19 protein-coding genes and 1 pseudogene are annotated in these 26,454 nt (G+C 71.5%); 6 read left to right on the forward strand and 14 right to left on the reverse strand.

Going from position 1 to position 26,454, the window contains the following annotated elements:
* Positions 1 to 129, reverse strand: a pseudogene (locus tag BZY54_RS53285) (DUF4937 domain-containing protein); the annotation flags it as partial.
* A 95-nt stretch (positions 130 to 224) separates the two neighbouring features.
* On the opposite strand from BZY54_RS53285, the gene BZY54_RS18615 reads away from it, so the two are divergent.
* Positions 225 to 758 (forward strand): TerD family protein, encoded by a 534-nt coding sequence (locus BZY54_RS18615; protein WP_086726315.1) that lies wholly within the window; start codon positions 225 to 227, stop codon positions 756 to 758.
* 98 nt (positions 759 to 856) lie between these two features.
* Here the strand turns inward: BZY54_RS18615 and BZY54_RS18620 are convergent, their stop codons facing one another.
* The gene (locus BZY54_RS18620) at positions 857 to 3,742 is read right to left on the reverse strand and encodes a vitamin B12-dependent ribonucleotide reductase (protein WP_086726316.1); all 2,886 of its coding nucleotides are present in this window, start codon (positions 3,740 to 3,742) and stop codon (positions 857 to 859) included.
* A gap of 162 nt (positions 3,743 to 3,904) precedes the next feature.
* Entirely contained in the window at positions 3,905 to 4,465 is a 561-nt protein-coding gene (nrdR, locus tag BZY54_RS18625; protein ID WP_086726317.1) for a transcriptional regulator NrdR, read from the reverse strand.
* 694 nt (positions 4,466 to 5,159) lie between these two features.
* On the opposite strand from nrdR, the gene lexA reads away from it, so the two are divergent.
* Positions 5,160 to 5,939, forward strand: a complete 780-nt coding sequence (gene lexA / locus BZY54_RS18630) for a transcriptional repressor LexA (protein WP_086726318.1) — start codon at positions 5,160 to 5,162, stop codon at positions 5,937 to 5,939.
* 161 nt (positions 5,940 to 6,100) lie between these two features.
* On the opposite strand, the gene BZY54_RS18635 is transcribed toward lexA, so the two are convergent.
* The 4 genes from BZY54_RS18635 to BZY54_RS18650 form a co-directional block, all read right to left on the reverse strand.
* On the reverse strand, positions 6,101 to 8,092 hold the full coding sequence (locus BZY54_RS18635) for an ATP-dependent DNA helicase (RefSeq protein WP_086726319.1): 1,992 nt from the start codon (positions 8,090 to 8,092) through the stop codon (positions 6,101 to 6,103).
* A 146-nt stretch (positions 8,093 to 8,238) separates the two neighbouring features.
* Positions 8,239 to 9,054: a GNAT family N-acetyltransferase gene (locus BZY54_RS18640; protein ID WP_086726320.1), complete on the reverse strand. Its 816-nt coding sequence runs from the start codon at positions 9,052 to 9,054 to the stop codon at positions 8,239 to 8,241.
* Between the two features lie 185 nt (positions 9,055 to 9,239).
* The gene (locus BZY54_RS18645) at positions 9,240 to 11,183 is read right to left on the reverse strand and encodes an IucA/IucC family protein (RefSeq protein WP_086726321.1); all 1,944 of its coding nucleotides are present in this window, start codon (positions 11,181 to 11,183) and stop codon (positions 9,240 to 9,242) included.
* 228 nt (positions 11,184 to 11,411) lie between these two features.
* The gene (locus BZY54_RS18650) at positions 11,412 to 12,950 is read right to left on the reverse strand and encodes a diaminobutyrate--2-oxoglutarate transaminase family protein (protein ID WP_086726322.1); all 1,539 of its coding nucleotides are present in this window, start codon (positions 12,948 to 12,950) and stop codon (positions 11,412 to 11,414) included.
* A 402-nt stretch (positions 12,951 to 13,352) separates the two neighbouring features.
* On the opposite strand from BZY54_RS18650, the gene BZY54_RS18655 reads away from it, so the two are divergent.
* Positions 13,353 to 14,594 carry a trypsin-like serine peptidase gene (locus BZY54_RS18655; RefSeq protein ID WP_086726323.1) on the forward strand — a complete coding sequence of 414 codons (1,242 nt, stop codon included), beginning with the start codon at positions 13,353 to 13,355 and terminating at the stop codon, positions 14,592 to 14,594.
* Between the two features lie 248 nt (positions 14,595 to 14,842).
* A complete protein-coding gene (locus BZY54_RS18660; protein ID WP_086726324.1) occupies positions 14,843 to 16,054 on the forward strand; it encodes a trypsin-like serine peptidase in 1,212 nt (403 codons plus the stop codon).
* 101 nt (positions 16,055 to 16,155) lie between these two features.
* On the opposite strand, the gene hflX is transcribed toward BZY54_RS18660, so the two are convergent.
* The 6 genes from hflX to miaA form a co-directional block, all read right to left on the reverse strand.
* Positions 16,156 to 17,646 carry a GTPase HflX gene (gene hflX / locus BZY54_RS18665; protein WP_086726325.1) on the reverse strand — a complete coding sequence of 497 codons (1,491 nt, stop codon included), beginning with the start codon at positions 17,644 to 17,646 and terminating at the stop codon, positions 16,156 to 16,158.
* Positions 17,647 to 17,848: 202 nt separating this feature from the next.
* A complete protein-coding gene (locus BZY54_RS18670) occupies positions 17,849 to 19,339 on the reverse strand; it encodes a M1 family metallopeptidase (RefSeq protein ID WP_086726326.1) in 1,491 nt (496 codons plus the stop codon).
* A 268-nt stretch (positions 19,340 to 19,607) separates the two neighbouring features.
* Positions 19,608 to 21,872 (reverse strand): RelA/SpoT family protein, encoded by a 2,265-nt coding sequence (locus tag BZY54_RS18675; RefSeq protein WP_086726327.1) that lies wholly within the window; start codon positions 21,870 to 21,872, stop codon positions 19,608 to 19,610.
* Positions 21,873 to 22,171: 299 nt separating this feature from the next.
* A complete protein-coding gene (dapF, locus tag BZY54_RS18680) occupies positions 22,172 to 23,041 on the reverse strand; it encodes a diaminopimelate epimerase (protein ID WP_086726328.1) in 870 nt (289 codons plus the stop codon).
* 92 nt (positions 23,042 to 23,133) lie between these two features.
* Entirely contained in the window at positions 23,134 to 23,631 is a 498-nt protein-coding gene (locus tag BZY54_RS18685; protein WP_086726329.1) for a hypothetical protein, read from the reverse strand.
* 108 nt (positions 23,632 to 23,739) lie between these two features.
* Positions 23,740 to 24,678, reverse strand: a complete 939-nt coding sequence (miaA, locus tag BZY54_RS18690; protein WP_086726330.1) for a tRNA (adenosine(37)-N6)-dimethylallyltransferase MiaA — start codon at positions 24,676 to 24,678, stop codon at positions 23,740 to 23,742.
* 276 nt (positions 24,679 to 24,954) lie between these two features.
* On the opposite strand from miaA, the gene BZY54_RS18695 reads away from it, so the two are divergent.
* Positions 24,955 to 25,215 carry a hypothetical protein gene (locus BZY54_RS18695; RefSeq protein ID WP_341868693.1) on the forward strand — a complete coding sequence of 87 codons (261 nt, stop codon included), beginning with the start codon at positions 24,955 to 24,957 and terminating at the stop codon, positions 25,213 to 25,215.
* A gap of 22 nt (positions 25,216 to 25,237) precedes the next feature.
* Positions 25,238 to 25,555, forward strand: coding sequence for an antitoxin (locus BZY54_RS18700; protein WP_086726332.1), 318 nt, complete (start codon positions 25,238 to 25,240; stop codon positions 25,553 to 25,555).
* Positions 25,556 to 25,700: 145 nt separating this feature from the next.
* On the opposite strand, the gene BZY54_RS18705 is transcribed toward BZY54_RS18700, so the two are convergent.
* The gene (locus tag BZY54_RS18705) at positions 25,701 to 26,417 is read right to left on the reverse strand and encodes a class III extradiol dioxygenase subunit B-like domain-containing protein (RefSeq protein WP_086726333.1); all 717 of its coding nucleotides are present in this window, start codon (positions 26,415 to 26,417) and stop codon (positions 25,701 to 25,703) included.
* Between the last annotated feature and the right edge of the window lie 37 nt (positions 26,418 to 26,454).

A 26,454-nucleotide genomic window follows, 5' to 3' on the forward strand; every position in this document is an offset into this window, starting at 1 on the left:
CTTCCGCTGCCCCCGCTCGAAGCCGCGGCGGTCCACCACGGTGCAGCGAATCCACTTGACCAGCACCGCGCCATGGTAAGGCCCAGGGGCGTGGCGTCGGTCACTCTCGCGGGGACAGCGCCCGCGCAGGCGCCCCCGTGTGCGTGGCACGATGGACAACACGCGCCCACGTGCCGGAAGTTGAAGCAGGCAAGGGCGCAAGGGGACGGGGAAGGGGGAGTCCGGTGAGCGGGCTCAGCAAGGGCATCCGCAAGGTCGAGGTCGCGCTCAAATGGGATCCGAGTCCGACGGGGGCGCCACCCACCGATCTCGACCTCGTGGCCGCCACCTACGAGGTGAGCGATCCGTACGGCCCTCCGGCGTACGTGGTGCACTTCGACAGCCGCTCCCCGGACGGCACGATCTACCTCAACCGGGACAGCCGGGACGGCAGGGGCTTCGGCTGGGACGAGGTCATGACGCTGGAGCTCGACCGCCTCGCCGAGCGGTACGCGCGCGTGGTGGTGGGCGTCGTGATCCAGCAGCGCGAGGCGCACCGCACGTTCGTCAACGTGCTCGGTCCCGGGCTGCGCATCCGTGAGGGGTACACCGTCCTCGCCGAGGACGACTTCGGCGGTGTCCTGGGCGCCACGGCGGCCACCGTCGCGGAGTTCGCGCGCGACGACTCCGGAGGCTGGCAGTTCCGTCCCGGCATCCACGGCTTCGAGGACGATCCGGCGACGTTCACCCGCCAGATGGGCCGCGCACATCTGTCGTAGCCGACGAGCGGGCGCAGCGGCCGTACGGATACGGGTAAGGGGCGCCGGTCGATGACCGGCGCCCCTTACCTCATGACGCTTCCGTCAGATCAGCGGGCTCAGCTGCAGCCGCTGGTCGAGCCGCAGCCCTCGCAGATGTAGCAGGAGCCGGCCCGCTGCATCTTGGTGCCGCAGGAGAAGCACAGCGGGGCGTCGGCCTGGATACCCAGCTGCATCTCCACCAGTTCGGCGCTGGTGTGCGCCTGCTTCGGGGCGGGCTTGGCCGCCTCGACCTCGGCCTTCGGCGCGGACACGGCCTTCAGGTCGGTCTGCCGCGGCGCCGACTGCGCCAGAGTCTCGACGTCGAGCTCCTCGTCGATCGGCTCGTAGGAGCCGGTCTCCAGGTGGCGCTGACGCTCCTCGGCGGAGTGGATGCCGAGCGCGGAGCGCGTCTCGAAGGGCAGGAAGTCCAGCGCCAGGCGGCGGAAGATGTAGTCGACGATCGACTGCGCCATGCGCACGTCCGGGTCGTCGGTCATGCCGGCCGGCTCGAAGCGCATGTTGGTGAACTTCGAGACGTACGTCTCCAGCGGCACGCCGTACTGCAGGCCCACCGACACGGCGATGGAGAAGGCGTCCATCATGCCCGCGAGGGTCGAGCCCTGCTTGGACATCTTCAGGAAGACCTCGCCGAGACCGTCGTCCGGGTAGGAGTTGGCGGTCATGTAGCCCTCGGCGCCGCCGACGGTGAAGGAGGTGGTGATGCCGGGACGACCCTTCGGAAGGCGCTTGCGGACCGGGCGATACTCGACGACCTTCTCGACCTTGGCCTGCGGCTCCTCGGCGATCTCGGCCTTCTTCTCCTCCTTCTTCTTGGCGGAGAGCGGCTGGCCGACCTTGCAGTTGTCGCGGTAGATCGCGAGCGCCTTGACGCCCAGCTTCCAGGCCTCGAAGTAGATCTCCTCGACCTCCTCGACGGTCGCCGACTCCGGCATGTTGACCGTCTTGGAGATGGCGCCGGAGATCCACGGCTGGATGGCGGCCATCATGCGGACGTGGCCCATCGGGGAGATGGCCCGCTCGCCCATGGCGCAGTCGAACACCTCGTAGTGCTCGTGCTTGAGGCCGGGGGCGTCGATCACGTTGCCGTGCTCGGCGATGTGGGCGACGATCGCCTCGATCTGCTCCTCCTGGTAGCCCAGGCGGCGCAGGGCCTGCGGGACCGTGCCGTTGACGATCTGCATCGAGCCGCCGCCGACCAGCTTCTTGAACTTGACCAGAGCGAGGTCGGGCTCGACACCGGTGGTGTCGCAGGACATGGCCAGGCCGATGGTGCCGGTGGGGGCGAGGACCGACGCCTGGGAGTTACGGAAACCGTTCTTCTCACCGAGGCGCAGCACGTCCTGCCAGGCCTCCGTGGCGGCGGCCCACACCGGGGTGTCCAGGTCGTCCATGCGGACGGCCTGCGCGTTGGCGTCGGCGTGCTGCTTCATGACGCGCTGGTGCGGCTGGGCGTTGCGGGCGTAGCCGTCGTAGGGGCCGACGACCGCGGCCAGCTCGGCGGAACGCTTGTAGGCGGTGCCGGTCATCAGGGAGGTGATGGCACCGGCGAGGGCACGGCCGCCGTCGGAGTCGTACGCGTGGCCCGTCGCCATCAGCAGGGCGCCCAGGTTGGCGTAGCCGATGCCGAGTTGGCGGAACGCGCGCGTGTTCTCGCCGATCTTCTGGGTGGGGAAGTCCGCGAAGCAGATCGAGATGTCCATCGCGGTGATGACGAGCTCGACGACCTGCGAGAAGCGCTCGACGTCGAAGGACTGGTTGCCCTTGCCGTCGTCCTTCAGGAACTTCATCAGGTTCAGCGAGGCGAGGTTGCAGGACGTGTTGTCCAGGTGCATGTACTCGCTGCAGGGGTTCGAGCCGTTGATGCGGCCGGACTCCGGGCACGTGTGCCAGTGGTTGATCGTGTCGTCGTACTGGATGCCCGGGTCGGCGCAGGCCCAGGCGGCCTCGGCCATCTTGCGGAAGAGGGACTTGGCGTCGATCTCCTCGATGACCTCGCCGGTCATGCGGGCCCGCAGGCCGAACTTGCCGCCCTGCTCGACCGCCTTCATGAACTCGTCGTTCACGCGGACGGAGTTGTTGGCGTTCTGGTACTGGACGGACGTGATGTCGTCGCCGCCCAGGTCCATGTCGAAGCCCGCGTCGCGCAGGGCGCGGATCTTCTCCTCCTCCTTGACCTTGGTCTCGATGAAGTCCTCCACGTCGGGGTGGTCGACGTCGAGGATCACCATCTTGGCGGCGCGGCGGGTGGCGCCACCGGACTTGATGGTGCCGGCGGAGGCGTCGGCGCCGCGCATGAAGGAGACGGGACCGGAGGCGTTGCCGCCGGAGGAGAGCAGCTCCTTGGAGGAGCGGATGCGGGAGAGGTTCAGGCCGGCGCCGGAACCGCCCTTGAAGATCATGCCCTCTTCCTTGTACCAGTCGAGGATCGACTCCATGGAGTCGTCGACGGACAGGATGAAGCAGGCGGAGACCTGCTGGGGCTGCTTGGTGCCGACGTTGAACCAGACGGGGCTGTTGAAGCTGAAGATCTGGTGCAGGAGGGCGTAGGCCAGCTCGTGCTCGAAGATCTCGGCGTCGGCGGGCGAGGAGAAGTACTTGTTGTCCTCACCGGCCTTCCGGTACGTCTTCACGATGCGGTCGATCAGCTGCTTCAGGCTGGTCTCGCGCTGCGGGGTGCCGACGGCACCGCGGAAGTACTTGCTGGTGACGATGTTGACCGCGTTCACCGACCAGAAGTCGGGGAACTCGACGCCACGCTGCTCGAAGTTGATCGAGCCGTCGCGCCAGTTGGTCATGACGACGTCACGGCGCTCCCAGGCCACCTCGTCGTACGGGTGTACGCCGGGGGTGGTGTGGATGCGCTCGATGTGCAGTCCCTTGTTCCCCGCCTTGGAGCCCTTGGCTCGGGAACCTCGTGCCGGACCGCTCGCCGTCTCTGTCATGCCGCCTCCCTGTACGGGCGAAAACGCCCTGAAGTGCCCCGTTGTTCCGGAGACACGGTGTTCTGTCTGGTGCTGCGGGCATCTGCGTCGCCGCCGCCCGCAACCGTCTTCATCGCCGCCGCCGAGCCGGCCCCGGACTCCCGGTCCGGACCGGCCCGCCGATCAGTCGGCGGCGCGCGCGGGCACGGGGACCTCGGCCGTCCCACCGCGCCCGCGATCGTCTTCCTGGCTCCCCGCGGCGGCGCCGTCGCCGTCCTCCTGCTCCGCGGCGGGGCGTCGCGTGGCTTCCCTGAGTTCCGCGATGGCGGCCTCGAAGTCCTCGAGCGAGTCGAACGCCCGGTACACGGACGCGAACCGCAGATAGGCGACGAGGTCGAGCTCCTGCAAGGGGCCGAGTATGGCCAGCCCCACTTCGTGGGCGGCCACCTCGGCGCTTCCACTGGCGCGCACCGCCTCCTCGACCCGTTGGCCGAGCTGCGCGAGCGCGTCCTCCGTGACAGGCCTTCCCTGGCATGCCTTCCGTACGCCGTTGATGACCTTGGTACGACTGAACGGCTCGGTGACTCCGGACCGCTTGACCACCATGAGCGAGCACGTCTCCACGGTGGTGAACCGGCGGGAGCAGTCAGGGCACTGGCGGCGCCTGCGGATCGACGTGCCGTCGTCCGTCGTACGACTGTCGACGACGCGGCTGTCGGGGTGCCTGCAGAAGGGGCAGTGCATGGACTCCAACCCTCCTCACAGCAGACTCAATAGCCTCGTCAGGCCTCATGGGCCCCGCGAAGCAGCCACCAGCATAGGCGATGATCGGGGACTCGAAGACCGGGGGGACCACAATTTGTGGGCCGCGGTAGCCATCCAACCACTAGATGTAGGGCTTGGCTCATAGACCCAGCTCGCCACGCGTGTCGCACGCGGCGCTACGCGTGTCGCACGCGGACGCCCCCGAAAGGCGTACCGGCACCGCCGCGGCGGACACGCGGAAGGCTCGGCCGGCGGTCTTCGCGCCGAGCTCGCGGAATTCTCCGCCTCCGGCTCCGGCACCGGACGCGCGAGAACCTCCGCCCCCCGGCCCGGCGCCGGACACGCCGATGCGCACCCGTACCGCCGGCGGGCGTAGGGAGATACCGTGAGCGCCGCGCGGAGGACGCGTGGGACTCCCGGGCAGAACGGAACCGGCTCTCGGTCGACGAGGCGCCGGATGGCAGACTGGGGCGGCAACCCACAAGGTCCGCACTCCGGCGGTGAAGAGTACAGCAAAAGGCCTTTTCGCCCGTCGGGCACCGCTCAGCCATACACCCAGAAACAAGATCAAGTCCGGCGATACGCACTTTTTCACTCGAACGTGTGTTTGGCGCAACCTTTCGAAAGCAACTACCGTTGTGCGGGAGGGAGACCATCGAGAGGGGCCGACGACGTGACCACCACCGCAGACAGTGCCACCATCACCACCCAGGACCGCTCCCAGGGCCGACTCGAGCCGGTGCATGCGATGAACGAAGCCGCGAATCCCGAGGGACCCAAGCGCTCCCTGCCGGGCCGACCTCCAGGCATCCGGGCGGACAGCTCGGGCCTCACCGAGCGCCAGCGCCGGGTGATCGAGGTCATCAGGGACTCCGTGCAGCGGCGTGGTTACCCGCCGTCCATGCGGGAGATCGGCCAGGCCGTCGGACTGTCCAGCACCTCCTCGGTGGCACACCAGCTCATGGCCCTCGAGCGCAAGGGCTTCCTGCGTCGCGACCCGCACCGCCCGCGCGCCTACGAGGTCCGCGGCTCGGACCAGGCCGCCACGCTGCAGCCCACGGACACCGTGGGCAAGCCGGCCGCGTCCTACGTCCCGCTGGTCGGCCGGATCGCCGCCGGTGGCCCGATCCTCGCGGAGGAGTCGGTCGAGGACGTCTTCCCCCTCCCCCGGCAGCTGGTCGGCGACGGTGAGCTGTTCGTCCTGAAGGTCGTCGGCGACTCGATGATCGAGGCCGCGATCTGCGACGGCGACTGGGTCACGGTCCGCCGCCAGCAGGTCGCCGAGAACGGCGACATCGTGGCCGCCATGATCGACGGCGAGGCGACCGTCAAGCGCTTCAAGCGCGAGGACGGCCACGTCTGGCTCCTCCCGCACAACGCGGCGTACGAGCCGATCCCCGGCGACGAGGCGACCATCCTCGGCAAGGTGGTGGCAGTCCTGCGCCGCGTCTGAGGAACGCCGCGGACGAGCCCATCGACCCCGCCCCTTGATCGGGCCCCGGAACCTCTGCGCCGGTTCCGGGGTCCTGTGCTGTGCGGAGCCAGGGTCCCGTCACGGGCCTTTGGGATCGCCCGGGTACCCTGACCCGGCGCCGGGTCAGGGTAGCCGGGCGATCACTTCGCCGCCGCCTGCCCCTCTTCCGCCTGCCGGGCCGCGGCGTCGATGGCCGCCAGCGACTTCCGTACCTGGTTGCGGTCGGTGGTGTACCAGAACTCCGGTAGTGACGCCTTCAGATAACCGCCGTAACGCGCGGTGGCCAGTCGCGGATCCAGTACGGCGACCACGCCCCGGTCCCCGGAGGCCCGTACGAGACGCCCGGCGCCCTGGGCCATCAGCAGGGCCGCATGGGTCGCGGCGACCGCCATGAAGCCATTGCCACCGGCATCCTCGACCGCCTTCTGGCGGGCACTCATGAGCGGATCGTCCGGACGCGGGAACGGGATCTTGTCCATGACGACCAGCTGACAGCTGGGGCCGGGGACGTCGACGCCCTGCCAGAGGGACAGCGTGCCGAACAGACACGTCTTCGAGTCCGCCGCGAAGTTCTTGATCAGTTCACCCAGGGTCTCCTCACCCTGGAGCAGGATCGGGAGCTCGGGGATGCGCGCACGCAGCTCCTCGGCGGCGAGCTGGGCGGCCCGCATGGACGAGAACAGGCCGAGTGTGCGGCCGCCCGCCGCCTGGATCAGTTCCGTCAGCTCGTCGAGCATGTCCCCGCGGTCGCCGTCCCGCGCGGGGCGCGAGAGGTGCTTGGCGACGTACAGGATGCCCTGTTTGCGATAGTCGAAGGGCGAACCGACGTCCACGCCCTTCCACTGCGGCACGTCGTCGCCCTCCGTGCCCTCCGGGGCGAGGCCCAGGGAGGCGCCGACGCCGTTGAAGTCGCCGCCGAGTTTGAGGGTCGCCGAGGTCAGCACGACGGAGCGGTCCGCGAAGAGCTTCTCCCGCAGCAGGCCCGACACGGACATGGGGGCGACGCGCAGGGAGGCGCCGAAGCGGTCGTGGCGCTCGTACCAGACGACGTCCCACTCGGAACCGTTCGTGATCCGCTCCGCCACGTCGTGCACGTTCTCCACGGAGGCCAGCGCCTGCTTGCGGACCGCGTCCTCGTCCTGGACCGACTTGTCGCGGGTCGCGCCGATCGCCGAGATGACGTTACGCGCGGCGTCCCGCAACGCCAGCAGGGCGTAGCCGAGGTCCTCCGGGATCTCCTCCAGCCTGCCGGGCAGGGCCAGCTCCATCAGCCGTTCGAAGCCCTCTGCGGCGGTCTGCAGCTGGTCGGCGGCCTTCTCGTTGACGAGCTTCGCGGCGCGGCGCACCGCGCGGTTGACCTGTCCGGGCGTGAGTTCACCGGTGGCGACGCCGGTCACCCGTGAGACCAGCTCATGGGCCTCGTCGACGATCAGCACCTCGTGCTGCGGGAGGACCGGCGCGCCCTCGATGGCGTCGATCGCGAGCAGCGCGTGGTTGGTGACCACGACCTCGGCGAGCTTGGCGCGCTCGCGGGCCATCTCGGCGAAGCACTCGGCGCCGTAGGCGCACTTGGAGGCGCCCAGGCATTCCCGCGACGAGACGGAGACCTGCCCCCAGGCGCGGTCGGACACACCCGGTGTGAGGTCGTCACGGTCGCCGGTCTCCGTCTCGTCCGCCCAGTCCCGCAGCCGCAGCAGGTCCTGGCCCAGCTTGCTGGTGGGCGCGGCCGCCTCGAACTGGTCGAACAGGCCCTCCTCCTCGTCCTGCGGGACGCCCTCGTGCAGGCGGTGCAGGCACAGGTAGTTCGAGCGGCCCTTGAGCATGGCGAACTCCGGACGGCGACGCAGCAGGGGGTGCAGCGCTTCGACCGTGCGCGGCAGGTCCCGCTCGACGAGCTGGCGCTGAAGCGCGAGGGTGGCGGTCGCCACGACGACTCGATCCCCGTGCGCGAGCGCGGGCACGAGGTAACCGAGGGACTTTCCGGTACCGGTGCCGGCCTGGACCAGCAGGTGCGATCCGTCGTCGATCGCGTCCGCGACGGCTTGGGCCATGGTCACCTGGCCGGGGCGCTCCGTACCGCCGACGGCGGTGACGGCGGCATGCAGGAGTTCGGGGAGAGAGGGCTTCGTCATAGCGCGACCACCCTACGGCTCGGCACTGACAAACGGGCGATCAAGCCGGGTTTCAGCGGCTCGGCACTTCTCCGACGCGGTTCGAGGCGAGGGGAACGGGATCGGCCCGGCCGGTGCGCCGAAAGCGATGAGATGGTGGCGGACTGTCACAGCAGTTCTCGCAAGGACCGGTCCCGGATCATGAGGGCGGCCCGCTTGTCGGGCAGGTCGGCCTCGGCCGAGAACCGGAACCCGGCGGTCAGGAAGGCGGCCACGGAGGGTGTGTTGCGCAGGTCGGGTTCCGCCACGACGCGGGTACAGGCCGAGCGTTTGTCGAGGATCAGGTCGGCCACGGCTCTGAGCAGAGCGCTGCCGAGTCCTCGGCCGCGGTCGGTGACGCTGCCGATGAGGAGATGGACACCGGTGTCGTGCGGCCGGGCGGCATAGTGGCGGGCCAGAGGATCGAGATCGGCCCGGTAGATCTCCCAGTAGCTCATCGGCCTGCCCTCGAGGAGGCCGAGGCAGGGGACGCTGCGTCCGTCGCCGTCCAGTTGCGCGCGCAGATGGGCCTCGGTCACACTCTGCGGCCCGGCGAGCTGCCAGAACTCGGCCACGGCCGGATCGTTCATCCACCGGCTGACGACCGGCAGATCTCGCTCGATCCGGACGGGGGCCAGCTGGAAGACGCCGACGGGTGAGTCGGTGACACCCCAGCCGCCGACGCCGTCGAGGAGATCGTCCGCGGCGGATCCGGTCGCGGTCCTCTCCGCGAAGAGCGCGACGAAGTCGTCGGGCAGGTGCAGGTCGAGCGTGTCCTCGCCGTCGGGGCCCGCCTCGGCCGGGGCGGAGCGGAGATCGGCGCCGACCCTGACCGGGTCGGCGGCGGGAGCGGTCGCCATGGTCCTCCGTTCAGGATCGGGGGCGGGGGCGGTTGTGGCGGCGAGGGCCTGGCCGGTGACTGCGCCGGCGTCGGTGGGAGGCATGGCGCGCTCCTCTCGGATGGCGGGTGGGGTGACGAGGTGGGACGTGGTCCTCGGGGACGGAGGGATGTGTGGCCGGGCGGCGGTGGAGCGGTACCGGTGCTGTTCAGTCGGTTCCGCTCAGCAGCGCAAGGGTCCGTGTCAGGGGTGCAGGGGGGTGGTTCAGGCGTGCAGGGGTGGGTTTGGGTTCAGCAGTGGAGGGGGTTCGTGATGTTGACGTAGACGGACTGGGTGTCGACCGGGCCGACCAGTTCGTCGAGGCCGTGCAGCCGGGTCAGCAGGTTGGCCTTGCAGTGCAGGACCGGTGAGTCGAGCAGGCGGGCCGGCAGGGTGGAGCGCGCGCGGGCGGGTCCGGAGGCGATGTCGCGCAGGAAGCGGCGGAAGGCGGCCAGGAGCAGCCGTTCGTCGGCGAGCCCCTGGGAGCCGAGGGCACCGATCAGACCGAACACGTTGTTGACGGCGAGGTAGTAGCCGAAGCGTTCGTCCGTGACCTCGTCGGAGACGAAGGTGTCGCTCCGCTCGCCGATGCCGGGCAGCCGGGCGTCGAGTTCGGCGTGCCGGGAGGCGCGGAAGTAGTAGCCCTGGTTGTCACGGTAGCGGCCGCCCGCGGGCCAGCCGTCGGCGTCCAGCACGACCAGCGTGTTCTGCTGGTGGGCCTCCAGGGCGATCCCTGCCTCGCCGTCCAGCCACAGCACAGGACGGATCACCTGTTCGAGATAGCGGAGGAACCACTCGGCGGCGACGGCTCCTCGAGGACGGCCGGTGCGGGTCACGAGGCACCTGACGATGCCGGCCAGCCGGGACCGCACGACCGGGTCCGCTCCGGCCCGCCCATACGGCCTCGGCGCGACGAGGCCGGCGACGCAGCAGACGTCGTCCGCCGGGCCGAACGGATTGTGCCGGATCATCACGTCCAGCCCGGACACGGGGGCTCCGTCCTGGCCGTCGACGGCCAGCCAGGCCGGGTCGCGGACGATGTCGAAACGGGGGTGCGCCGCCCTCCACTGCCGCGACAGACCTCTGCGCAGAAGGCGGTGGACCTCGACGCCGCGGTGCAGTTCCTTGCGCAGGTTCTCGCGGCGGGAGTTGGTGATGCGCAGGGCCAGGGACAGTTTCAGCATGGCCGGTGCGCCGGTGCGGTGGACGGTTCGTACGGAGGAGGTGGGATGCCAGGAAGGACCGTGGGGGCCCAGGTCGCGCAGCAGTCCCGCGTCGAGCAGCGCCGCGGTGCCCGGGCGGTGCCGGACTTCGCGCAACTGCCACGGGTGCAACGGCAGGGCGGCGTATCCCTCGGGCAGCGGCAGATCCGCTCCGGCGAGTCGGGCCGTGAGCCGGTCGGCGGGGACGGGCCGGCCGCTCTCGGTCCAGGCCGAGTCGGTGGCGAGTACGGAGGGGGCCACCGCCATCCAGTGCAGGCGGAAGGAGCCGCGTGTTTCAGGTGAGTAGTGGCGGACCTCGGCCTCCGACAGGCCCTCGCGGCTCTTCGGGGCCGGATGCAGCGGGTGTCCGAACAAGAGGGCCTGTTCCGCGGAGAGGAAGAGGTCCGGCCCGTCGGCGGCATGTGCGCGGCGGTCGGTGAGAAAGAGGGTGGTACACCGGACCGAGTCGGCTACGCGGGCGACGAGATCGACCGCGTCGGCGCCGGTGGGGATGACCGGGACGACGGGAACGATCGAGGGCTCGCCCGTCTCCGCGTCGGCCGGCGGGGACGGGACGGCGGGTCGCGCCGTTGTGGCCGGTGCCTCCCGCGCGAGCAGGGTGGCGACGGTGACGGCATCGGCCGGGGCCGCGGTTTCCGGGGCGACGGCCAGGCGGGGCAGGCCGAAGCGGTGCCACCCGGTCGGCGACCAGTGACGGACCGGGACGAGGAGAGCCGTACCGCTGGCCGGAAGAGGGATGCGCAGGGTGCCGCTGCCGGGGTCGGCGATGCCGGTCTCGCGCACCCAGCAGCGGAGGAGGCTCTCCAGGGCTGCGGCTTGGGCGGCCGTGTGCGGGTCGGGATGCTCCAAGAGGTCCGGGGCCGCGCGGTCCGGTAGTTGAGGGCTCGGTGCCCCGTCGAGCCGGCGGGGGACCGTCTCGGCCGCGTCCCGGGGAGCGGAGGAGTGACCGTGCAATGTCGGGGTTGCGTTCAAGACGGTTCCTTGTGGGTGTCGTTCGGATCGTCGCGGTCGGGACCGGGAGCGTGGTGGTCTTCCGGGATCGGTCGTCGGGAACCGGGCAAGGCGTCCTGCCGAGTTCCACTCGGGCCGTAGCCGCTCGAACCGCTCCCCGGATGCGGCTGAGACCGTCCCGACCGGAGCGCCCGGTCCCGACCGGCTCGTCCGAACCGGCTCATCCCGACCGAGGTCGGCGCGACGGCGCTATCGCTCTCCCTCCGCGCGCCCGGAAGGTCGTTGCCGCCGCCCGGGCCCCGGCGGTCTCGTCCCGTGGTCGGGGTCGGTGTGAGTCCGGGCCGCCGCTTCGACCGCGTCCGCCAGTCGGTCGAGCACCGCCGCCGACTGCTCGTCGGTGATCGTCAGCGGGGGAAGGAGCCGTACGACGCTTGCGTGCCGACCGCCGAGCTCGACGATCAGCCCCCGGCGCAGGCATTCCCGCTGGACCGCGGCGGCCAGTTCGGGAGCCGCTGGTCCGGGCACGAGAGGACCGGGCTGCGGCGCTGCGACGGGCAGGTCGGCCCCGGCCGCGACCCCTGTCCCGACCTCAGCACACGCCGTACCGTCCTCCCACCCCTCCGCGCCGCCCGGGTCCACCAGTTCCAGGCCGATCATCAGGCCCCGTCCCCGTACCTCGCCGATGCACGGATGTTCCCCGGCCAGTGCGCGGAGTCGGGAGAGCATGCGGGCACCCAGGGTCGCGGCGCGTTCGGCGAGGCCGTTCTCGCGGACGTGGACCAGAGTGGCGGTGCCGGCGGCCATGGCGAGCTGGTTGCCGCGGAAGGTTCCCGCGTGGGCTCCGGGTTCCCAGACGTCGAGTTCGTCGCGGTAGACCACCACGGCCAGCGGCAGGCTGCCGCCGATGGCCTTCGACAGCACCATCACATCCGGTGTCACCCCGCTGTGGTCCACCCCCCAGAAGGCGCCCGTGCGGCCGACCCCGGTCTGGATCTCGTCGGCGATCAGCGGCACGGAGCGCTCCGCGGTGATGCGCCGCATCCGCCGCATCCAGTCGTCCGGCGCGGGAATCACTCCGCCCTCGCCCTGCACCGGTTCGAGGATCATTCCGGCGGGCAAGGGCACTCCCGACCTGGGATCGTCCAGTACGGCCTCGGTCCAGCGGGCCGCGAGTTCGGCTCCGCGGGAGCCGCCGACGCCGAAGGGGCAGCGGTACTCCTGCGGGTAGGGCAGCCGGGCGACCCGGACGTCGGGGGCGTGCCCGGAGGCGGCGAGCGCTCCGGCGGTCATCCCGTGGTAGGCGCCGGCGAAGGCCATGATTCCGGCGCGTCCGGTGGCGGCCCGGACGAGTTTGAACGCGGCCTCCACCGCGTCCGTCCCGGCCGGACCGCAGAACTGCACGCGCGCGTGGTCGGCGAGCCCCGCGGGCAGGGTGCGGAACAGTTCGTCGACGAAGGCGTCCTTGACGGGGGTGGCCAGGTCGAGGGCGTGCAGCGGTGCGCCGGAGTCGAGGACCTTGCGGATGGCCTCGAGGACGACGGGATGGTTGTGTCCGAGCGCGAGGGTGCCCGCGCCCGAGAGACAGTCCAGATAACGGCGGCCGTCCGCGCCCTCGATGGTGAGCCCGCGGGCCCGGACGGGAACGATCGGCAGTGCGCGCGCGTAGGTGCGCGCCGCCGACTCGCGCGCCGACTGACGCCGCAGGATCCCCTCATGCAGGGCGCGCACCTCAGCGGACGCACGCCCCCCGGGGGCACACCCCCCGGGCGCAGACTCCGTCACGGTCACGGCTCCCTGTCCTCCCGCTGTCCCAAGGTGCCGGCCTCCACCTGTCCCGAGGGGCCGGCCTCCCAACTGCCGCAAGGCGTCGTGCTCCTGCTGCCTCCGGCCTGTCGGCACTGTGGTGGCGCCGTCGGCGGCGAGTCGCACACCGTCGGCGCGGGGCCCGGGCGTGGACAGCAGGCTCCCCACCGATACAACCGCCAACCGGTCCTGGGGTTACGGGTTGCTTCAAGATCCTTGCCGTGACGGAACCGTTGCCGTTCCGTCGGCAGTCCCCCACAGCGAGCACATAGTGTGTGGTGCCGTTCCGCACGCCGTGACCATGCGCATGACCTCGGCCGACCGGCTCGGGCGGCGCGGGAGCACGGCGGCACCGGCAAGTCCGTTCACAGCAGGGGGAGTCAGAGCATGCGACCCATACGCCCGTCCGTCACCGCTCGCCGAGGAGGGAGCGCCCGGCGCACAGGCTCCCCCGTGCTGGCCGCCGTCGCCCTGGTCTCGGCGCTGGCACTCACCGCCACCGGATGCAACTCGGGCGACAGCAACGCGGACGGGAAATCCTCCGCCTCCGCGAGCGCCGACGACACGGGCGGTACGGGCGGCGACGGCAAGATCAAGATCCCGGACGACATCCGCAAGAAGCTCAAGGAACACGGGATCGACGTCGACAAGTGGAAGAACGGGGCCTGGAAGAACTGGGACAAGGACCAGTGGCTGCGCGAGGCCAACGACTTCATCAACCCGATCATCCAGGGCCTGTGGGACCCCGACCGGATGCGCCGGGCCGAGGACCCGGACAAGGGTGTCGACGACAACGACATCTCCGGTGACCAGGGTGTCACCGATCCGACTCCGGCGCCGGTGAAGGCGCAGGCCGTGGCGCCGACGTACCACGCCAACGCCGCGACGGCGGGCAAGGTCTTCTTCGACTCCCCCGAGGGCACGATGGTCTGCTCGGCGACGGTGGTCGAGGATCCGGCCCACCCGGGCAGGTCCAACCTCGTGTGGACGGCCGGCCACTGCGTGCACGCCGGCAAGAAGGGCGGCTGGTACCGCAACATCGCCTTCGTGCCGTCGTACAACAACCAGGGCCGGAGCGCGGCCCAGTTGCAGAACGCCACCAAGGATGAGGTCGCCCCGTACGGCGTGTGGTGGGGTGACTGGGCTCAGACCTCCGAGCAGTGGATCGAGCAGGGCGGCGCGACCGGAGGGCAGGGCGCGTCGTACGACTTCGCCGTCATCCATGTGACGCCGGAGAAGGGCGGCAACGGCAAGTCGCTGGAGGAGACGGTCGGCGGGGCGCTGCCGGTGAACTTCAACGCCCCGGCCGTGCCGAAGGTGGAGAGCGCCACCGCGACCGGCTACCCCGCCGCGCCGCCGTACGACGGCCGGCTGCTGTACCAGTGCCAGGACAAGCCTGGACGGCTGTCGGTCAAGGCCGCCGACCCGACGATGTACCGCATCGGCTGCACCATGACCGGTGGTTCCTCCGGCGGCGGCTGGGTCGAGACGGGCGCGGACGGCAAGCCCGCGCTGGTCTCGAACACCTCGATCGGCCCGGTGACGGCGGGCTGGCTGGCCGGTCCGCGGCTGGGCTCGGTGGCCAAGGGCGTGTACGACTCGGTCAGCAAGAAGTTCGCCGGCCAGTGATCAGCGCCCGGTGAGGACCGGGTGAACTCGCCGACGGCGGTGGGGTGTCCGACGGGAACCTTCACCACCTCACCGCCGTACGCACTCACCCGCACGTGCATAGTGGGGTGTCGCTCCCCGGCCGGTTCGCACGCGCAGCGCACGGAGACCACCGCCGGGCAGACCTGACAAACACATGACACCAAGAGCCGTGCGGCCGTCAGGCACGGTCGCGGCAGTCAAACGAACCAACGGGGGTTCATCGCACCATGCGTTCCACACGTACGTCCTCCGCGCGCCGGCGCGGACGCCGACGCACCGCCCTGGCCGCCACCGGTCTGGTCGCGGCCCTGACGCTCACCGCGACCGCCTGCAACGACTCGGGCAACAACGACGCGAACGGCAAGGGGGGCGCCACCGCTTCGCAGGCCGCGGGCAGTGGCGGCGACGGCAAGGTCCACGTTCCGGCCGACATCGCGAACAAGCTCAAGGAGCACGGGATCGATGTCGACCAGTGGCAGAACGGCGGCTGGAAGAACTGGGACAAGGACAAGTGGCTCAGTGCCGCCAAGGACTTCGTGAACCCGGTGATCAAGGGGCTGTGGAAGCCCGAGCGGATGAAGTCGGCCAAGGAGGCCAACAAGACGGTCGCCACCAAGGACGCCTCCGCCGACCAGGGCGTCAGCGACCCGGCGCCGCAGCCCGTCCAGGCCCAGGCCGAGAAGACCCCGTACCACGAGCACGCCGCTCCGGTCGGCAAGGTCTTCTTCGACTCGCCCGAGGGCCCGATGGTCTGCTCCGGCACGGTCGTCAAGGACGTCAACCACCCGGGCAAGTCCAACCTGGTGTGGACGGCGGGCCACTGCGTGCACGCGGGCGAGGGGGGCGGCTGGTACCGCAACATCGCGTTCGTACCGGCCTACAACGACCTCGGCAAGACCGCGTCCGAGCTGAGTGACGCCGACCCGGCCGAGGTCGCCCCGTACGGCGCCTGGTGGGCCGACTGGGCCTCCACCTCGAACCAGTGGATCCAGGGCGGCTCGGAGACGGGCGGTGCGGGCGCCGCGTACGACTACGCCGTGCTGCACGTGAAGCCGGAGTCCGGCTCGAAGTCGTTGGAGGAGACCGTCGGGGCGGCACTGGACGTGGACTTCTCCGCACCCTCGGCCCCTCAGGTCACCACGATGGGCGCCTGGGGCTACCCGGCCGCGCCGCCGTACAGCGGTCTGAAGATGTTCCGGTGTGTGGACCGGCCGGTCCGGTTCTCGCTCAGCCCGTCCCTGCCGACGATGTACCGGATCGGCTGCACCATGACCGGCGGCTCGTCCGGCGGCTGGTTCCGCGTGGTGGGTGGCAGGACCGAGCTCGTCTCCAACACCTCGATCGGCCCGTCCGACAACACCTGGCTCGCGGGCCCGCAGCTGGGCCGGGGCGCCGAGGCGCTGTACGAGAACATGAGCAGGACCTACGGCGGCCGGTGACGCCGTTGGCATGACGAGGGCCCGCCCTCTGTCACAGGGGGCGGGCCCTCGTGCTGTGCGTCGGAGCCGGGGTGACGCGCGGTGCACCCGGGCCGGGTGGCTCAGAGCGCGGCAGTCGGCACGTACGGCGCCAGGTCCGCCGCGAGCTCCTCGTGCACCCGGGCCTTGAGCAGGGTGCCCTCCGCGGTGTGCTCCTCGGAGATCACCTCGCCCTCGGTGTGGGCGCGGGCGACCAGCTTGCCGTGGGTGTACGGCACGAGCGCCTCGATCTCGACGGACGGCCGGGGCAGCTCGTTGTCGATCAGGGCGAGCAGCTGGGCGATGCCCCGGCCGGTGCGGGCCGAGACGGCGATCGAGTGCTTCTCGATCCGCAGCAGCCGCTGGAGCGCCAGCGGGTCCGCCGCGTCCGCCTTGTTGATCACGACGATCTCGGGTACGTCGGTGGCGCCGACGTCCCTGATCACCTCGCGCACGGCGGCCAGCTGCTCCTCCGGGTCCGGGTGCGAGCCGTCCACCACGTGCAGGATCAGGTCGGAGTCGCCGACCTCCTCCATGGTGGAGCGGAACGCCTCGACCAGGTGGTGCGGCAGGTGCCGGACGAAGCCGACGGTGTCGGCCAGCGTGTACAGCCGCCCGCTCGGGGTCTCGGCCCGGCGCACGGTCGGGTCCAGGGTCGCGAACAGCGCGTTCTCGACCAGGACGCCCGCGCCGGTGAGGCGGTTGAGCAGGGAGGACTTTCCGGCGTTGGTGTAGCCCGCGATGGCGACGGAGGGCACCTTGTTGCGGCGCCGCTCCTGGCGCTTGATCTCGCGGCCGGTCTTCATGTCCGCGATCTCCCGGCGCATCTTCGCCATCTTCTCGCGGATCCGGCGCCGGTCCGTCTCGATCTTGGTCTCACCGGGACCACGCGTGGCGAGACCGCCGCTGCCGCCGCCCATCTGGCGGGACAGGGACTGACCCCAACCGCGCAGCCTCGGCAGCATGTACTGCATCTGCGCCAGCGCGACCTGCGCCTTGCCCTCTCGCGACTTGGCGTGCTGGGCGAAGATGTCCAGGATCAGGGCCGTACGGTCGATGACCTTGACCTTGACGACGTCCTCGAGATGGATCAGCTGACCCGGGCTGAGCTCGCCGTCGCAGATGACGGTGTCCGCGCCCGTCTCCAGGACGATGTCGCGCAGCTCGTCGGCCTTGCCGGAGCCGATGTAGGTGGCCGCGTCGGGCTTGTCGCGGCGCTGGATCACGCCGTCGAGCACGACCGCGCCCGCGGTCTCCGCGAGGGCGGCGAGCTCGGCCAGGGAGTTCTCCGCGTCCTGCACGGTTCCCGAGGTCCAGACGCCGACGAGGACGACCCGCTCCAGACGGAGCTGGCGGTACTCGACCTCGGTGACGTCCTCGAGCTCGGTGGAGAGGCCCGCGACACGGCGCAGGGCCGCGCGCTCGGAGCGGTCGAACTGGTCGCCGTCCCGCTCTCCGTCGATCTCGTGGCTCCAGGCGACGTCCTCTTCCATCAGGGCATCGGCCCGAAGACCTTCGGGATAGGTGTGCGCGAGGCGCTTGGTGGCCTTGGAAGAGGAAGAAGAGGAGGTCATTTGGTCCTTACGTCGTTGGGAATCCGTGGTGCGGCGACGGAGCCGTGGAAGAGTCCGGCTGGGGCTTTCCACAGCGGTTCCGTCACTGCTGTCAACGCACGAGTGCCCCGGGGGATTCCCGTTGCACCCTGCCGTGCCGACCGGAAGATGGTCGCACGCAACGGCCCGTCTCGTCACGGCGTTATTTCTTCACCGTCGGCGGTCACCTCTTCGCCACCCGTGGCGCGTTCTTCTGCGGCGGCGCGGGCTTCCAGTCCGGGTGGCCGGGCATCGGCGGGGTCTTGGCGCCGTACAGCCAGGCCTTGAAGAAGCCGTTCAGGTCACGCCCGGCGATGTCCGAGGCCAGCCGCTCGAAGTCGGCCGTGGTCGCCGTCGAGTCCTGATTGCCGCGCACCCAGGCGCGTTCCAGGCGCTCGAATGCGGGTTTGCCGATCCGCTGGCGCAGCGCGTACAGGACGAGGGCCGCGCCGTCGTAGACGTTCGCTCGGAAGATGCCGGTCTTCTGGCCCACCTTCGACGGCTTGGGCCGTGCCGGCGGGCCACCGGCGGCGCGCCATGCGTCGGAGGCCCCGTACGCGGCCTTCATCCGGGCCTCCATGGGCTTGTGCGCCTTCTCCTCGGCGTACAGGGCCTCGTACCAGGTGGCGTGTCCCTCGTTGAGCCACAGGTCGGACCACGTGCGCGGGCTGACGCTGTCCCCGAACCACTGGTGGGACAGCTCGTGCACCATGACCGACTCCACGTACCACTTCGGGTAGGCGGGATCGGTGAACAGGCCCTTCTCGAAGAGGGAGAGGGTCTGTGTCTCGAGTTCGAAACCGGTGACGGCAGAAGCCATGAGCAGGCCGTACGTCTCGAAGGGGTAGCGCCCGACCTTGCTCTCCATCCAGGCGATCTGGTCCGGTGTCTTCGCGAGCCAGGGCTCCAGCGTCCCGCGGTCCCCGGTGGGGACGACGTCGCGGACGGGAAGACCGTGCGGGCCGGTGCGGTGCAGCACGGTGGAACGGCCGATGGAGACCTGGGCCAGCTCGGTGGCCATGGGGTGCCGGGTGCGGTACGTCCAGGTGGTGGAGCGACCGGACCGGGCGACACCCGCCGGCAGGCCGTTGGCGACGGCCGTGTACCCGTCGGGGGCGGTGACCCGGATGGTGAACATCGCCTTGTCGGAGGGGTGGTCGTTGCACGGGAACACCAGGTGGGCGGCATCGGCCTGGTTGGCCAGGGCGAGCCCGTCCGTGGTGCGCACCCAGCCGCCCTCCCGGCCCTTCTCCGGCATCGGGTCGCTGGTGTGGTGCACGGTGATCCGTGCCGAACTGTGCTCGGGCAGCGGAATCCGGGGGGTGACGACGAGGTCCTCACCGGCGGTGGCGAACGTGGCCGGCAGGCCGTCGACCTCCACGGAGTCGACCTTGCCGTGCCCGAAGTCGAGGTTCACGCTCCGCAGCGTCCTGGTCACCCGGGCGTCGATCGTGGTGACGGCCTGGAGCGGCTTGCTGTTGTCACCGGTGTAGCGGAAGGAGAGGTCGTACGACGACACGTCGTACCCCGGGTTGCCCAGGTACGGGAAGAGCCGGTCGCCGACACCCAGCGGCGTGGGCGGGGCGCTCGCGGCGAGGAGGCAGACGGAGACGGCGGACGCGAGGACGGGCGCCTTCAGACGACCCGTGACGCGGTGACGGAGGGTGCGCGGCATGCACCCACGGCTATCAGCGACCGGGCATGGTACGGCGACGACGCGCGCCCCACCCACCCGAACTGGGCCCTTCGGGGGACACGGACAGAGTTGCGACGCGGCACCTGGGGTTCGACCGGCCCGGGCCAGAGGTCACCTGACCGGCCCGGGCCGAGGTCATCCGGCCGAGCTGGGACGGAGGTCTGGCCGACCGGCCCGGGACCGAGGTCTGGCCGACCCGGAGCGGTGTCCGGCCCCACCCGGCGCCGGACACCCGCGCCGTCCCGGCTCAGATGCCCGGCGGCTGGGGGTGCTGCTGGGCCCGGCTGACGTCGTAGACGCCCGGGACGTTGCGCATCGCCCGCATGAGGGCGGGCAGGCGGGCGGCGTCGGGGAGCTGCAGGGTGTAGGTGTGGTGGACGCGCTGCTGGGTGGGCGGGGCCACGGTCGCCGAGATGATCTCGACGCCCTCCAGGGCGATGGCCTCGGTCAGGTCGGCGAGCAGACGCGGACGGCCGAACGATTCGGCGAGCAGCGTGACCCGGCACGCGGTGGAGTCGCCCCAGCGCACGCCTACCTCCGGGCGCCCCGTGCTCTTCATCCGTGCGACCGTCGAGCACCCGACGCGGTGCACGGTCACCACTCCCCCGCGGACGGCGAACGCGGTGACCGCGTCGGGCGGCACGGGCGTGCAGCAGCCGGCGAGCCGCACGGCGGCGCGGGGCTGGTCGACGATGACGGCGCTCGCCGCTGCGGACCGGCTGTCCCGCGTGCCCATCTGGGACCCGTCCGATCCGTCTGATCCGTCTGATCCGTCCGATCCGTCCGGCCTGTCGGGCCTGTCGGGCTCCTCCGCCGGGGCGGCGGTGGCCGGGGTCCCGTCCGCGGTTCCCGGAAGCCCGTTCACGATGTCCGGGACACCGGCCGTGGCCTGCCCGGAGGCCTCGGCCGCGTCGTCGGCCGCCGCCGGATGCGCCGTCAGCCACCGCTGGATGGCGATGCGGGCGGCGGGGGTGTGGGCGTGGTCCAGCCACTCCCTGGAGGGCTCGGAGGCGGGGTCCTGACCCATGAGGAGCTGGACGGTGTCACCGTCCTTCAGGACGGTGCTCAGCGTCGCCAGGCGGCCGTTGACGCGGGCGCCGATGCACGCGTGGGCGTCCTCGCCGTACTGCGCGTAGGCCGCGTCCACACACGTCGCCCCCTCGGGCAGGCCCAGCGTGCCGCCGTCCGGCCGGAAGACGGTGATCTCGCGGTCCTGGGCCAGGTCCTCGCGCAGCGTGGACCAGAAGGTGTCGGGGTCGGGTGCCGCCCGCTGCCAGTCGAGGAGACGGGAGAGCCAGCCGGGCCGGGTGGGGTCGACGCGCTCGCCGTCGCCCGCCGACTGTTCCTCCGAGGGAGGGGCGTAGGGATTGCCCAGCGCGACGACGCCGGCCTCGGCGACCTTGTGCATCTGGTGGGTGCGGATGAGGACTTCGACGACCTGGCCGTCCTCACGGGCGACGGCCGTGTGCAGCGACTGGTACAGGTTGAACTTGGGTACGGCGATGAAGTCCTTGAACTCCGAGACCACCGGGGTCATACAGGTGTGCAGCTCACCGAGGACTCCGTAGCAGTCGGCGTCCTCGCCCACCAGCACGAGCAGCCTGCCGAAGTCGCAGCCGCGCAGCCGGCCGCGCTTGCGGGCGACGCGGTGGACGGAGACGAAGTGCCGTGGTCTGACCAGCACTTCGGCGGAGATGTCGGCCTCGCGCAGCACGCCGCGTACCTGCTCGGCGACCTCGGTGAGCGGGTCGCCGGGACGGGCCGCGTTCTCGACGATCAGCTCGCGTGTGCTCTCGTACTCCTCCGGGTGCAGGATCGCGAAGACCAGGTCCTCAAGCTCGGTCTTGAGCGCCTGCACGCCGAGCCGTTCGGCGAGCGGGATGAGCACGTCCCTGGTCACCTTGGCGATGCGGGCCTGTTTCTCCGGGCGCATCACGCCCAGGGTGCGCATGTTGTGCAGCCGGTCGGCGAGTTTGATCGACATCACTCGCACGTCGTTGCCGGTGGCGACGAGCATCTTGCGGAAGGTCTCGGGCTCGGCGGCGGCGCCGTAGTCGACCTTCTCCAGCTTGGTGACGCCGTCGACGAGGTAGCGGACCTCCTCCCCGAACTGCTCGCCGACCTGGTCCAGCGTCACCTCGGTGTCCTCGACCGTGTCGTGGAGGAGCGAGGCCGTCAACGTCGTCGTCTCGGCGCCCAGTTCGGCGAGGATCAGGGTCACGGCGAGCGGATGCGTGATGTACGGCTCGCCGCTCTTGCGCATCTGGCCGCGGTGCGAGGACTCGGCCAGGACGTAGGCGCGGCGCAGCGGTTCGAGGTCCGCGTCGGGGAAGTGGGCGCGGTGCGCCTCGGCCACGTGGCCGATGGCGTCGGGCAGCCGGTCGCGGGCGGCGGGGCCGAGCAGCGCGGCCCGGCCGAGACGGCGCAGGTCGATCCGCGGGCGGGCCCTCCTGCGGGGCGCCGCCGGCGCCACCGGGCCCGGGGCCGCGGGATTCGTGGCATCCGCACTCATGGGCACCTCCGGCTGCGTGGACCGGCGGACGGGATGCCCCAGGGCGTACTCGGCTCAGGGGTTGGCGACGGATCCCCCGTCCGGGCCGGTGCTTGATGCTACCGAGCCCAGCACACCCGGCCGACCGCCTCTCGCAGAGCGTGAAACGGATCACCCATTCGAGCGACGGATCAGAGGTTTACGATTTCCGGCCACCTGACAGGCGGTCGGCCATGGATTCGCGCCCGCCGCCGTTCCCCCGGCGTGGATCCTGTCCCGGGCCCCGCTCACCGCCACTGGAGGTCGCGGTCCGGGCCTGCTCAGCCGGCCGCTGTTTCCAGCCACTCCGCGTCGATCTCGCCCTCGGCGACGATCACCGCGGGACCGGTCATCTCGACCTCGCCGTCCGGCCGCTCGGTGATCACCAGCGTCCCGCCGGGCACGTCCACCGTGTAGGTCGCCGGGGAGCCGGTGACGGCCGGGTCGGCGCCGTCGCGCCGGGCGGCCGCAACGGCGACGGCGCAGGCGCCCGTGCCGCACGAGCGAGTCTCACCGGCGCCGCGCTCGTGCACGCGCATCGCCACGTGGCGAGGGCCGCGGTCGGCCACGAACTCGACGTTCACGCCGTCCGGGTAGGCGGCGGCCGGGCTGAACGGGGGCGGGGAGAGCAGGTCACCGGCGTCCGCGAGGTCATCGACGAAGGCGACCGCATGCGGATTGCCCATGTTCACGTTCCGTGCCGGCCAGCTGTGCCGTCCGACACTCACCGTGACGTCCCCCTCGGGGAGCCGTGCCCTGCCCATGCCGACCGTGACGTCACCGTCCTTGGCGACGTGCACCGTCTTCACGCCCGCGCGCGTGGCGATCGCGAGGTCGCCCTCGGACGCGTGCCCGGCGTGCTGGAGGTAGCGGGCGAACACCCGTACGCCGTTGCCGCACATCTCGGCGATCGAGCCGTCGCCGTTGCGGTAGTCCATGAACCACTCGGCCTCGGCCGCCATCCGCCGGGCCTCCGGGTGCGCGGCCGAGCGGACGACGTGCAGCACACCGTCACCGCCGATGCCCGCGCGCCGGTCGCACAGGGCGGCGACCGCGGCCGGGGACAGGTCGACGGCGTTCTCCGGGTCGGGAACGATCACGAAGTCGTTCTCCGTGCCGTGACCCTTGAGGAAGGCGATGCGGGTGCTCATGCCTCGATCGTACGGGGTGGGTACGACAGTCCGGCGGCCACGCCCACTGTGGCCGGGCCGCCCGTGCGGGCGGACACCCTGGAGGCGGCGGGCTAGCGCAGCCGGGCGACCCGCCAGACGGCGAGGACGACGATCACGGCGACGAGGAGCGCGTAGGCGCCGATCAGCCGCCAGTCGGGCCGCCGGCCGGCACCGCGCGGCGGCAGGCCGGGCCAGGTGTACCCCACGCGACGGGCGGCCATCATGCCCCAGCCGGCCGCGCAGGAGCAGATCAGCAGCCCCAGCATGGCGATCATCGCGCCGCTGTCGCCGTCGAAGGCCAGCGGGAAGGCGAACATCAGCGAGCCGACGGCGGCCAGTCCCACGATCGGGGCGAGCTGCCAGATGCGCAGGCGTCGCTGCGGGCGCAGCTCGACCTCCACCTCGGGCCCGGCGAACATCTCCTCGGGCTCCGGGCCGTCCGCGGTCACGCCGCCCTGCGTGTCATCGGGCCCGTCGGGGCTCAGCGAGTCCTCGACCGGTTCGGCGCCGAGGCGCTCCACGGTGATGCGCTCGGTGCCTTGTGCGGTGTCGCGAGGGCCGGCCTCCATCGCCACGCGCCCTCCCAACTAGGACTCCACTTGGTCGATCGAAGCTTGATGATGGCACGGTCCCGGAGGCCCCGATGACGGCCTGGGCGTCCCGATGCCATCACGTGATCAGGCTGTAACCGGTCGTTCGACCAACGCCAGGGCGAGGTGCGGAAGTTCCGCGAGGTCCGCGGCGGCCCCGCTCAGCCAGTGCACGCGCGGGTCGCGCCGGAACCAGGAGTCCTGGCGGCGCGCGAAGCGCTTGGTGGCACGTACGGTCTCCGCGCGCGCCTCCTCGAGCGTGCACTCCCCGGCGAGCGCCGCGAGCACCTGCTGGTAGCCGAGCGCACGGGAGGCCGTACGCCCCTCCCGCAGGCCCTGCGCCTCCAGCCCGCGCACCTCGTCCACGAGACCCGCCTCCCACATGCGGTCGACCCGGCGCGCGATGCGCTCGTCGAGCTCGGGCCGCGCCACGTCGACGCCGATCTGCACGGTGTCGTAGACGGAGTCGTGGCCCGGGAGGTTCGCCGTGAACGGCCGGCCGGTGATCTCGATCACTTCCAGCGCCCGGACGATACGGCGGCCGTTGCTGGGCAGGATCGCCCGCGCGGCCTCGGGGTCGGCGGCCGCCAGGCGGGCGTGCAGCGCCCCTGAGCCGCGCAGCGCGAGCTCCTCCTCCAGGCGGGCCCGAACCGCGGGGTCGGTGCCGGGGAACTCCAGGTTGTCCACGGCCCCGCGGACGTAGAGGCCGGAGCCGCCGACCAGGATCGGCCAGCGTCCCTCGGCGAGCAGGGCGTCGATGCGCTCCCTCGCGAGCCGCTGGTACTCGGCGACGGAGGCCGTGACCGTCACGTCCCAGACGTCCAGCAGGTGGTGCGGCACGCCGCCGCGCTCCTCGGGCGTCAGCTTCGCGGTGCCGATGTCCATCCCTCGGTAGAGCTGCATGGAGTCGGCGTTGACGATCTCTCCGCCGAGGCGCTGGGCCAGATGGACGCCGAGATCGGATTTTCCGGCCGCGGTGGGGCCGACGACGGCGATGACGCGGGGGGCGGGGGGTGCGCTGCTCACCGCACCAGTCTCGCAAACGCCCCACGGGCATCTCGAACGAGTTACGTGACGGCGCGCGCCGGGTGTCGTTGCCCGTTGCGAGGTTCCCGCGGCCGGATTCCGGCGGGAGGTGGTCGGGGCACCGCGAACGGACCCACCGGGCTACGCGGGTTTTCGCCCGCACGAGTAACGTATGGAGTTGATATGGGCGTTTTTGCGCGACTTTTTCGGAGGTCGAAGGCTACTGAGGAGGGATCGGTCACCGAGGAGCCGGGCGACGCGGCGACGAGCGGTTCGATGGCGGTCGGCTCCGAGGCGGACGGCGCCGGGACGGCGGGCTCCGAGGCGGACGGCTCCGAGGTGGACGGGGCGGTAGCGGCGAAGGGGTCCGCGGGAGCGGACGGTGGTGTCGGGAGCGGCGCCACGAAGGCCCCGAAGGCGGAGGACGGCGGCGCCGAGGGCGTCGGCAGGGTCGCCGCCGACGGCGTGGAGATCCCCAAGCAGCAGTCCACCGACGAGGTGGTCGAACACGAGGCCGGCGAGGGCGCCCGCACGTAACTCCCGTCAGGGAAGGTGAACCATGGGTCTGCTGGACAACATGAAGGCCAAACTCGGTCCGGCCAAGGACAAGGTGTCGGACCTGGCCCAGCGGCACGGGGGCTCGATCGAGGACCGCCTGGACAAGGCCGCGAAGGTGGTCGACGAGAAGACCAAGGGCAAGTACAGCGAGAAGATCCACGCGGGCACGGGCAAGGCCAAGGAGGCCGTCGAGCGTCTCGCCCACCCGGCCGAGCGGACGCCGGACACGGGCACGAGCGCCGCACCGGGCGGCGGCACCGCCCAGACGCCGCCGACACCGCCGCAGACGCCTCCGGAGGGGCCACCGCCCACTTCCTGAACGGCGTCCCGTCCGGAAGAACCCGGCGGCGGCACACCGGCGGACGGCAGGGGACACAGACCTCCCGGCCGTCCGCCGCGCCGTCCCCCGCGAGGAGCGCAGCCGTCCAGGTGGCGTCTCCCAGGACCAGCCGGGCGGCGCCTGTTCAGGACCAGGTGACGACGAGATAGCCCACGCCGTAGGGCGCGCCCTCGTACAGCAGGGCGCCGGTGAGCCCGGCGTCCCCGGCCGCGCCCGCGAGCACCTGCCACGGGGCCCGGCCGGCCGCCTTCAGCTCGTACGCCAGCTCGGCGTCGAAGGCCGTCAGCGCCGCCACGTCCACCGCGCCGAGCGCACGGGCGGCCTCCGCGTCGAAGGGCTCGGCGCGCTCGTCGAGGTACCCGGGCGCCTTGAGCGACCGGCAGGCGCTCGCGTCACCCATCACCAGCATCGCCACACGGTCGGACCGCACGGCGATGTCCCGTCCCGCGGCGACGCACCGCTCGGGCGCCAGCGGCTCGCCCACGCCCAGCGCCTCGATCGGGGCGTCGGACCAGTCGACCCGCTCCAGCAGCCACGCCGCGACGGCGAGCGAGGGCGGCAGCTCGCGCTCGGACGCACCCGTGCCGGTGTCCCGGCCGAGCCGTACGTCCAGGTCCACTCCGAAGCCGCGGAAGGAACCCCGGGCGCCCTCCGGGTGCGGGCCGCGCCCGGACTCCTCGGCGGGTCCCACCACCACGAGCCGGTCCGGCCGGGCGGCGGCGAGGACGCCCAGCGCGTCCGTGCACGCGGCGCGCACGGCGTCCAGCTCGGGCGCGGCCCCCGCGGCGACGGCGGGCACGAGCAGGGGCGGACAGGGACAGACTGCGGCGGCGACAAGCATGATCGGCAGGGTAACGCGTACGCCGATCCCCCACCTC

The organism is Streptomyces carpinensis (genome assembly GCF_002154505.1).
GTDB lineage: Bacteria > Actinomycetota > Actinomycetes > Streptomycetales > Streptomycetaceae > Streptomyces > Streptomyces carpinensis.

Excerpts from the sequence above, each read along its gene's own strand:
- BZY54_RS18620 (WP_086726316.1), bottom strand. The coding sequence starts at position 3,742 with ATGACAGAGACGGCGAGCGGTCCGGCACGAGGTTCCCGAGCCAAGGGC.
- nrdR (WP_086726317.1), bottom strand. The coding sequence starts at position 4,465 with ATGCACTGCCCCTTCTGCAGGCACCCCGACAGCCGCGTCGTCGACAGT.
- BZY54_RS18635 (WP_086726319.1), bottom strand. The coding sequence starts at position 8,092 with ATGACGAAGCCCTCTCTCCCCGAACTCCTGCATGCCGCCGTCACCGCC.
- BZY54_RS18640 (WP_086726320.1), bottom strand. The coding sequence starts at position 9,054 with ATGCCTCCCACCGACGCCGGCGCAGTCACCGGCCAGGCCCTCGCCGCC.
- BZY54_RS18655 (WP_086726323.1), top strand. The coding sequence starts at position 13,353 with ATGCGACCCATACGCCCGTCCGTCACCGCTCGCCGAGGAGGGAGCGCC.
- BZY54_RS18660 (WP_086726324.1), top strand. The coding sequence starts at position 14,843 with ATGCGTTCCACACGTACGTCCTCCGCGCGCCGGCGCGGACGCCGACGC.
- hflX (WP_086726325.1), bottom strand. The coding sequence starts at position 17,646 with ATGACCTCCTCTTCTTCCTCTTCCAAGGCCACCAAGCGCCTCGCGCAC.
- BZY54_RS18670 (WP_086726326.1), bottom strand. The coding sequence starts at position 19,339 with ATGCCGCGCACCCTCCGTCACCGCGTCACGGGTCGTCTGAAGGCGCCC.
- BZY54_RS18675 (WP_086726327.1), bottom strand. The coding sequence starts at position 21,872 with ATGAGTGCGGATGCCACGAATCCCGCGGCCCCGGGCCCGGTGGCGCCG.
- dapF (WP_086726328.1), bottom strand. The coding sequence starts at position 23,041 with ATGAGCACCCGCATCGCCTTCCTCAAGGGTCACGGCACGGAGAACGAC.
- BZY54_RS18685 (WP_086726329.1), bottom strand. The coding sequence starts at position 23,631 with ATGGAGGCCGGCCCTCGCGACACCGCACAAGGCACCGAGCGCATCACC.
- BZY54_RS18695 (WP_341868693.1), top strand. The coding sequence starts at position 24,955 with ATGGCGGTCGGCTCCGAGGCGGACGGCGCCGGGACGGCGGGCTCCGAG.
- BZY54_RS18700 (WP_086726332.1), top strand. The coding sequence starts at position 25,238 with ATGGGTCTGCTGGACAACATGAAGGCCAAACTCGGTCCGGCCAAGGAC.
- BZY54_RS18705 (WP_086726333.1), bottom strand. The coding sequence starts at position 26,417 with ATGCTTGTCGCCGCCGCAGTCTGTCCCTGTCCGCCCCTGCTCGTGCCC.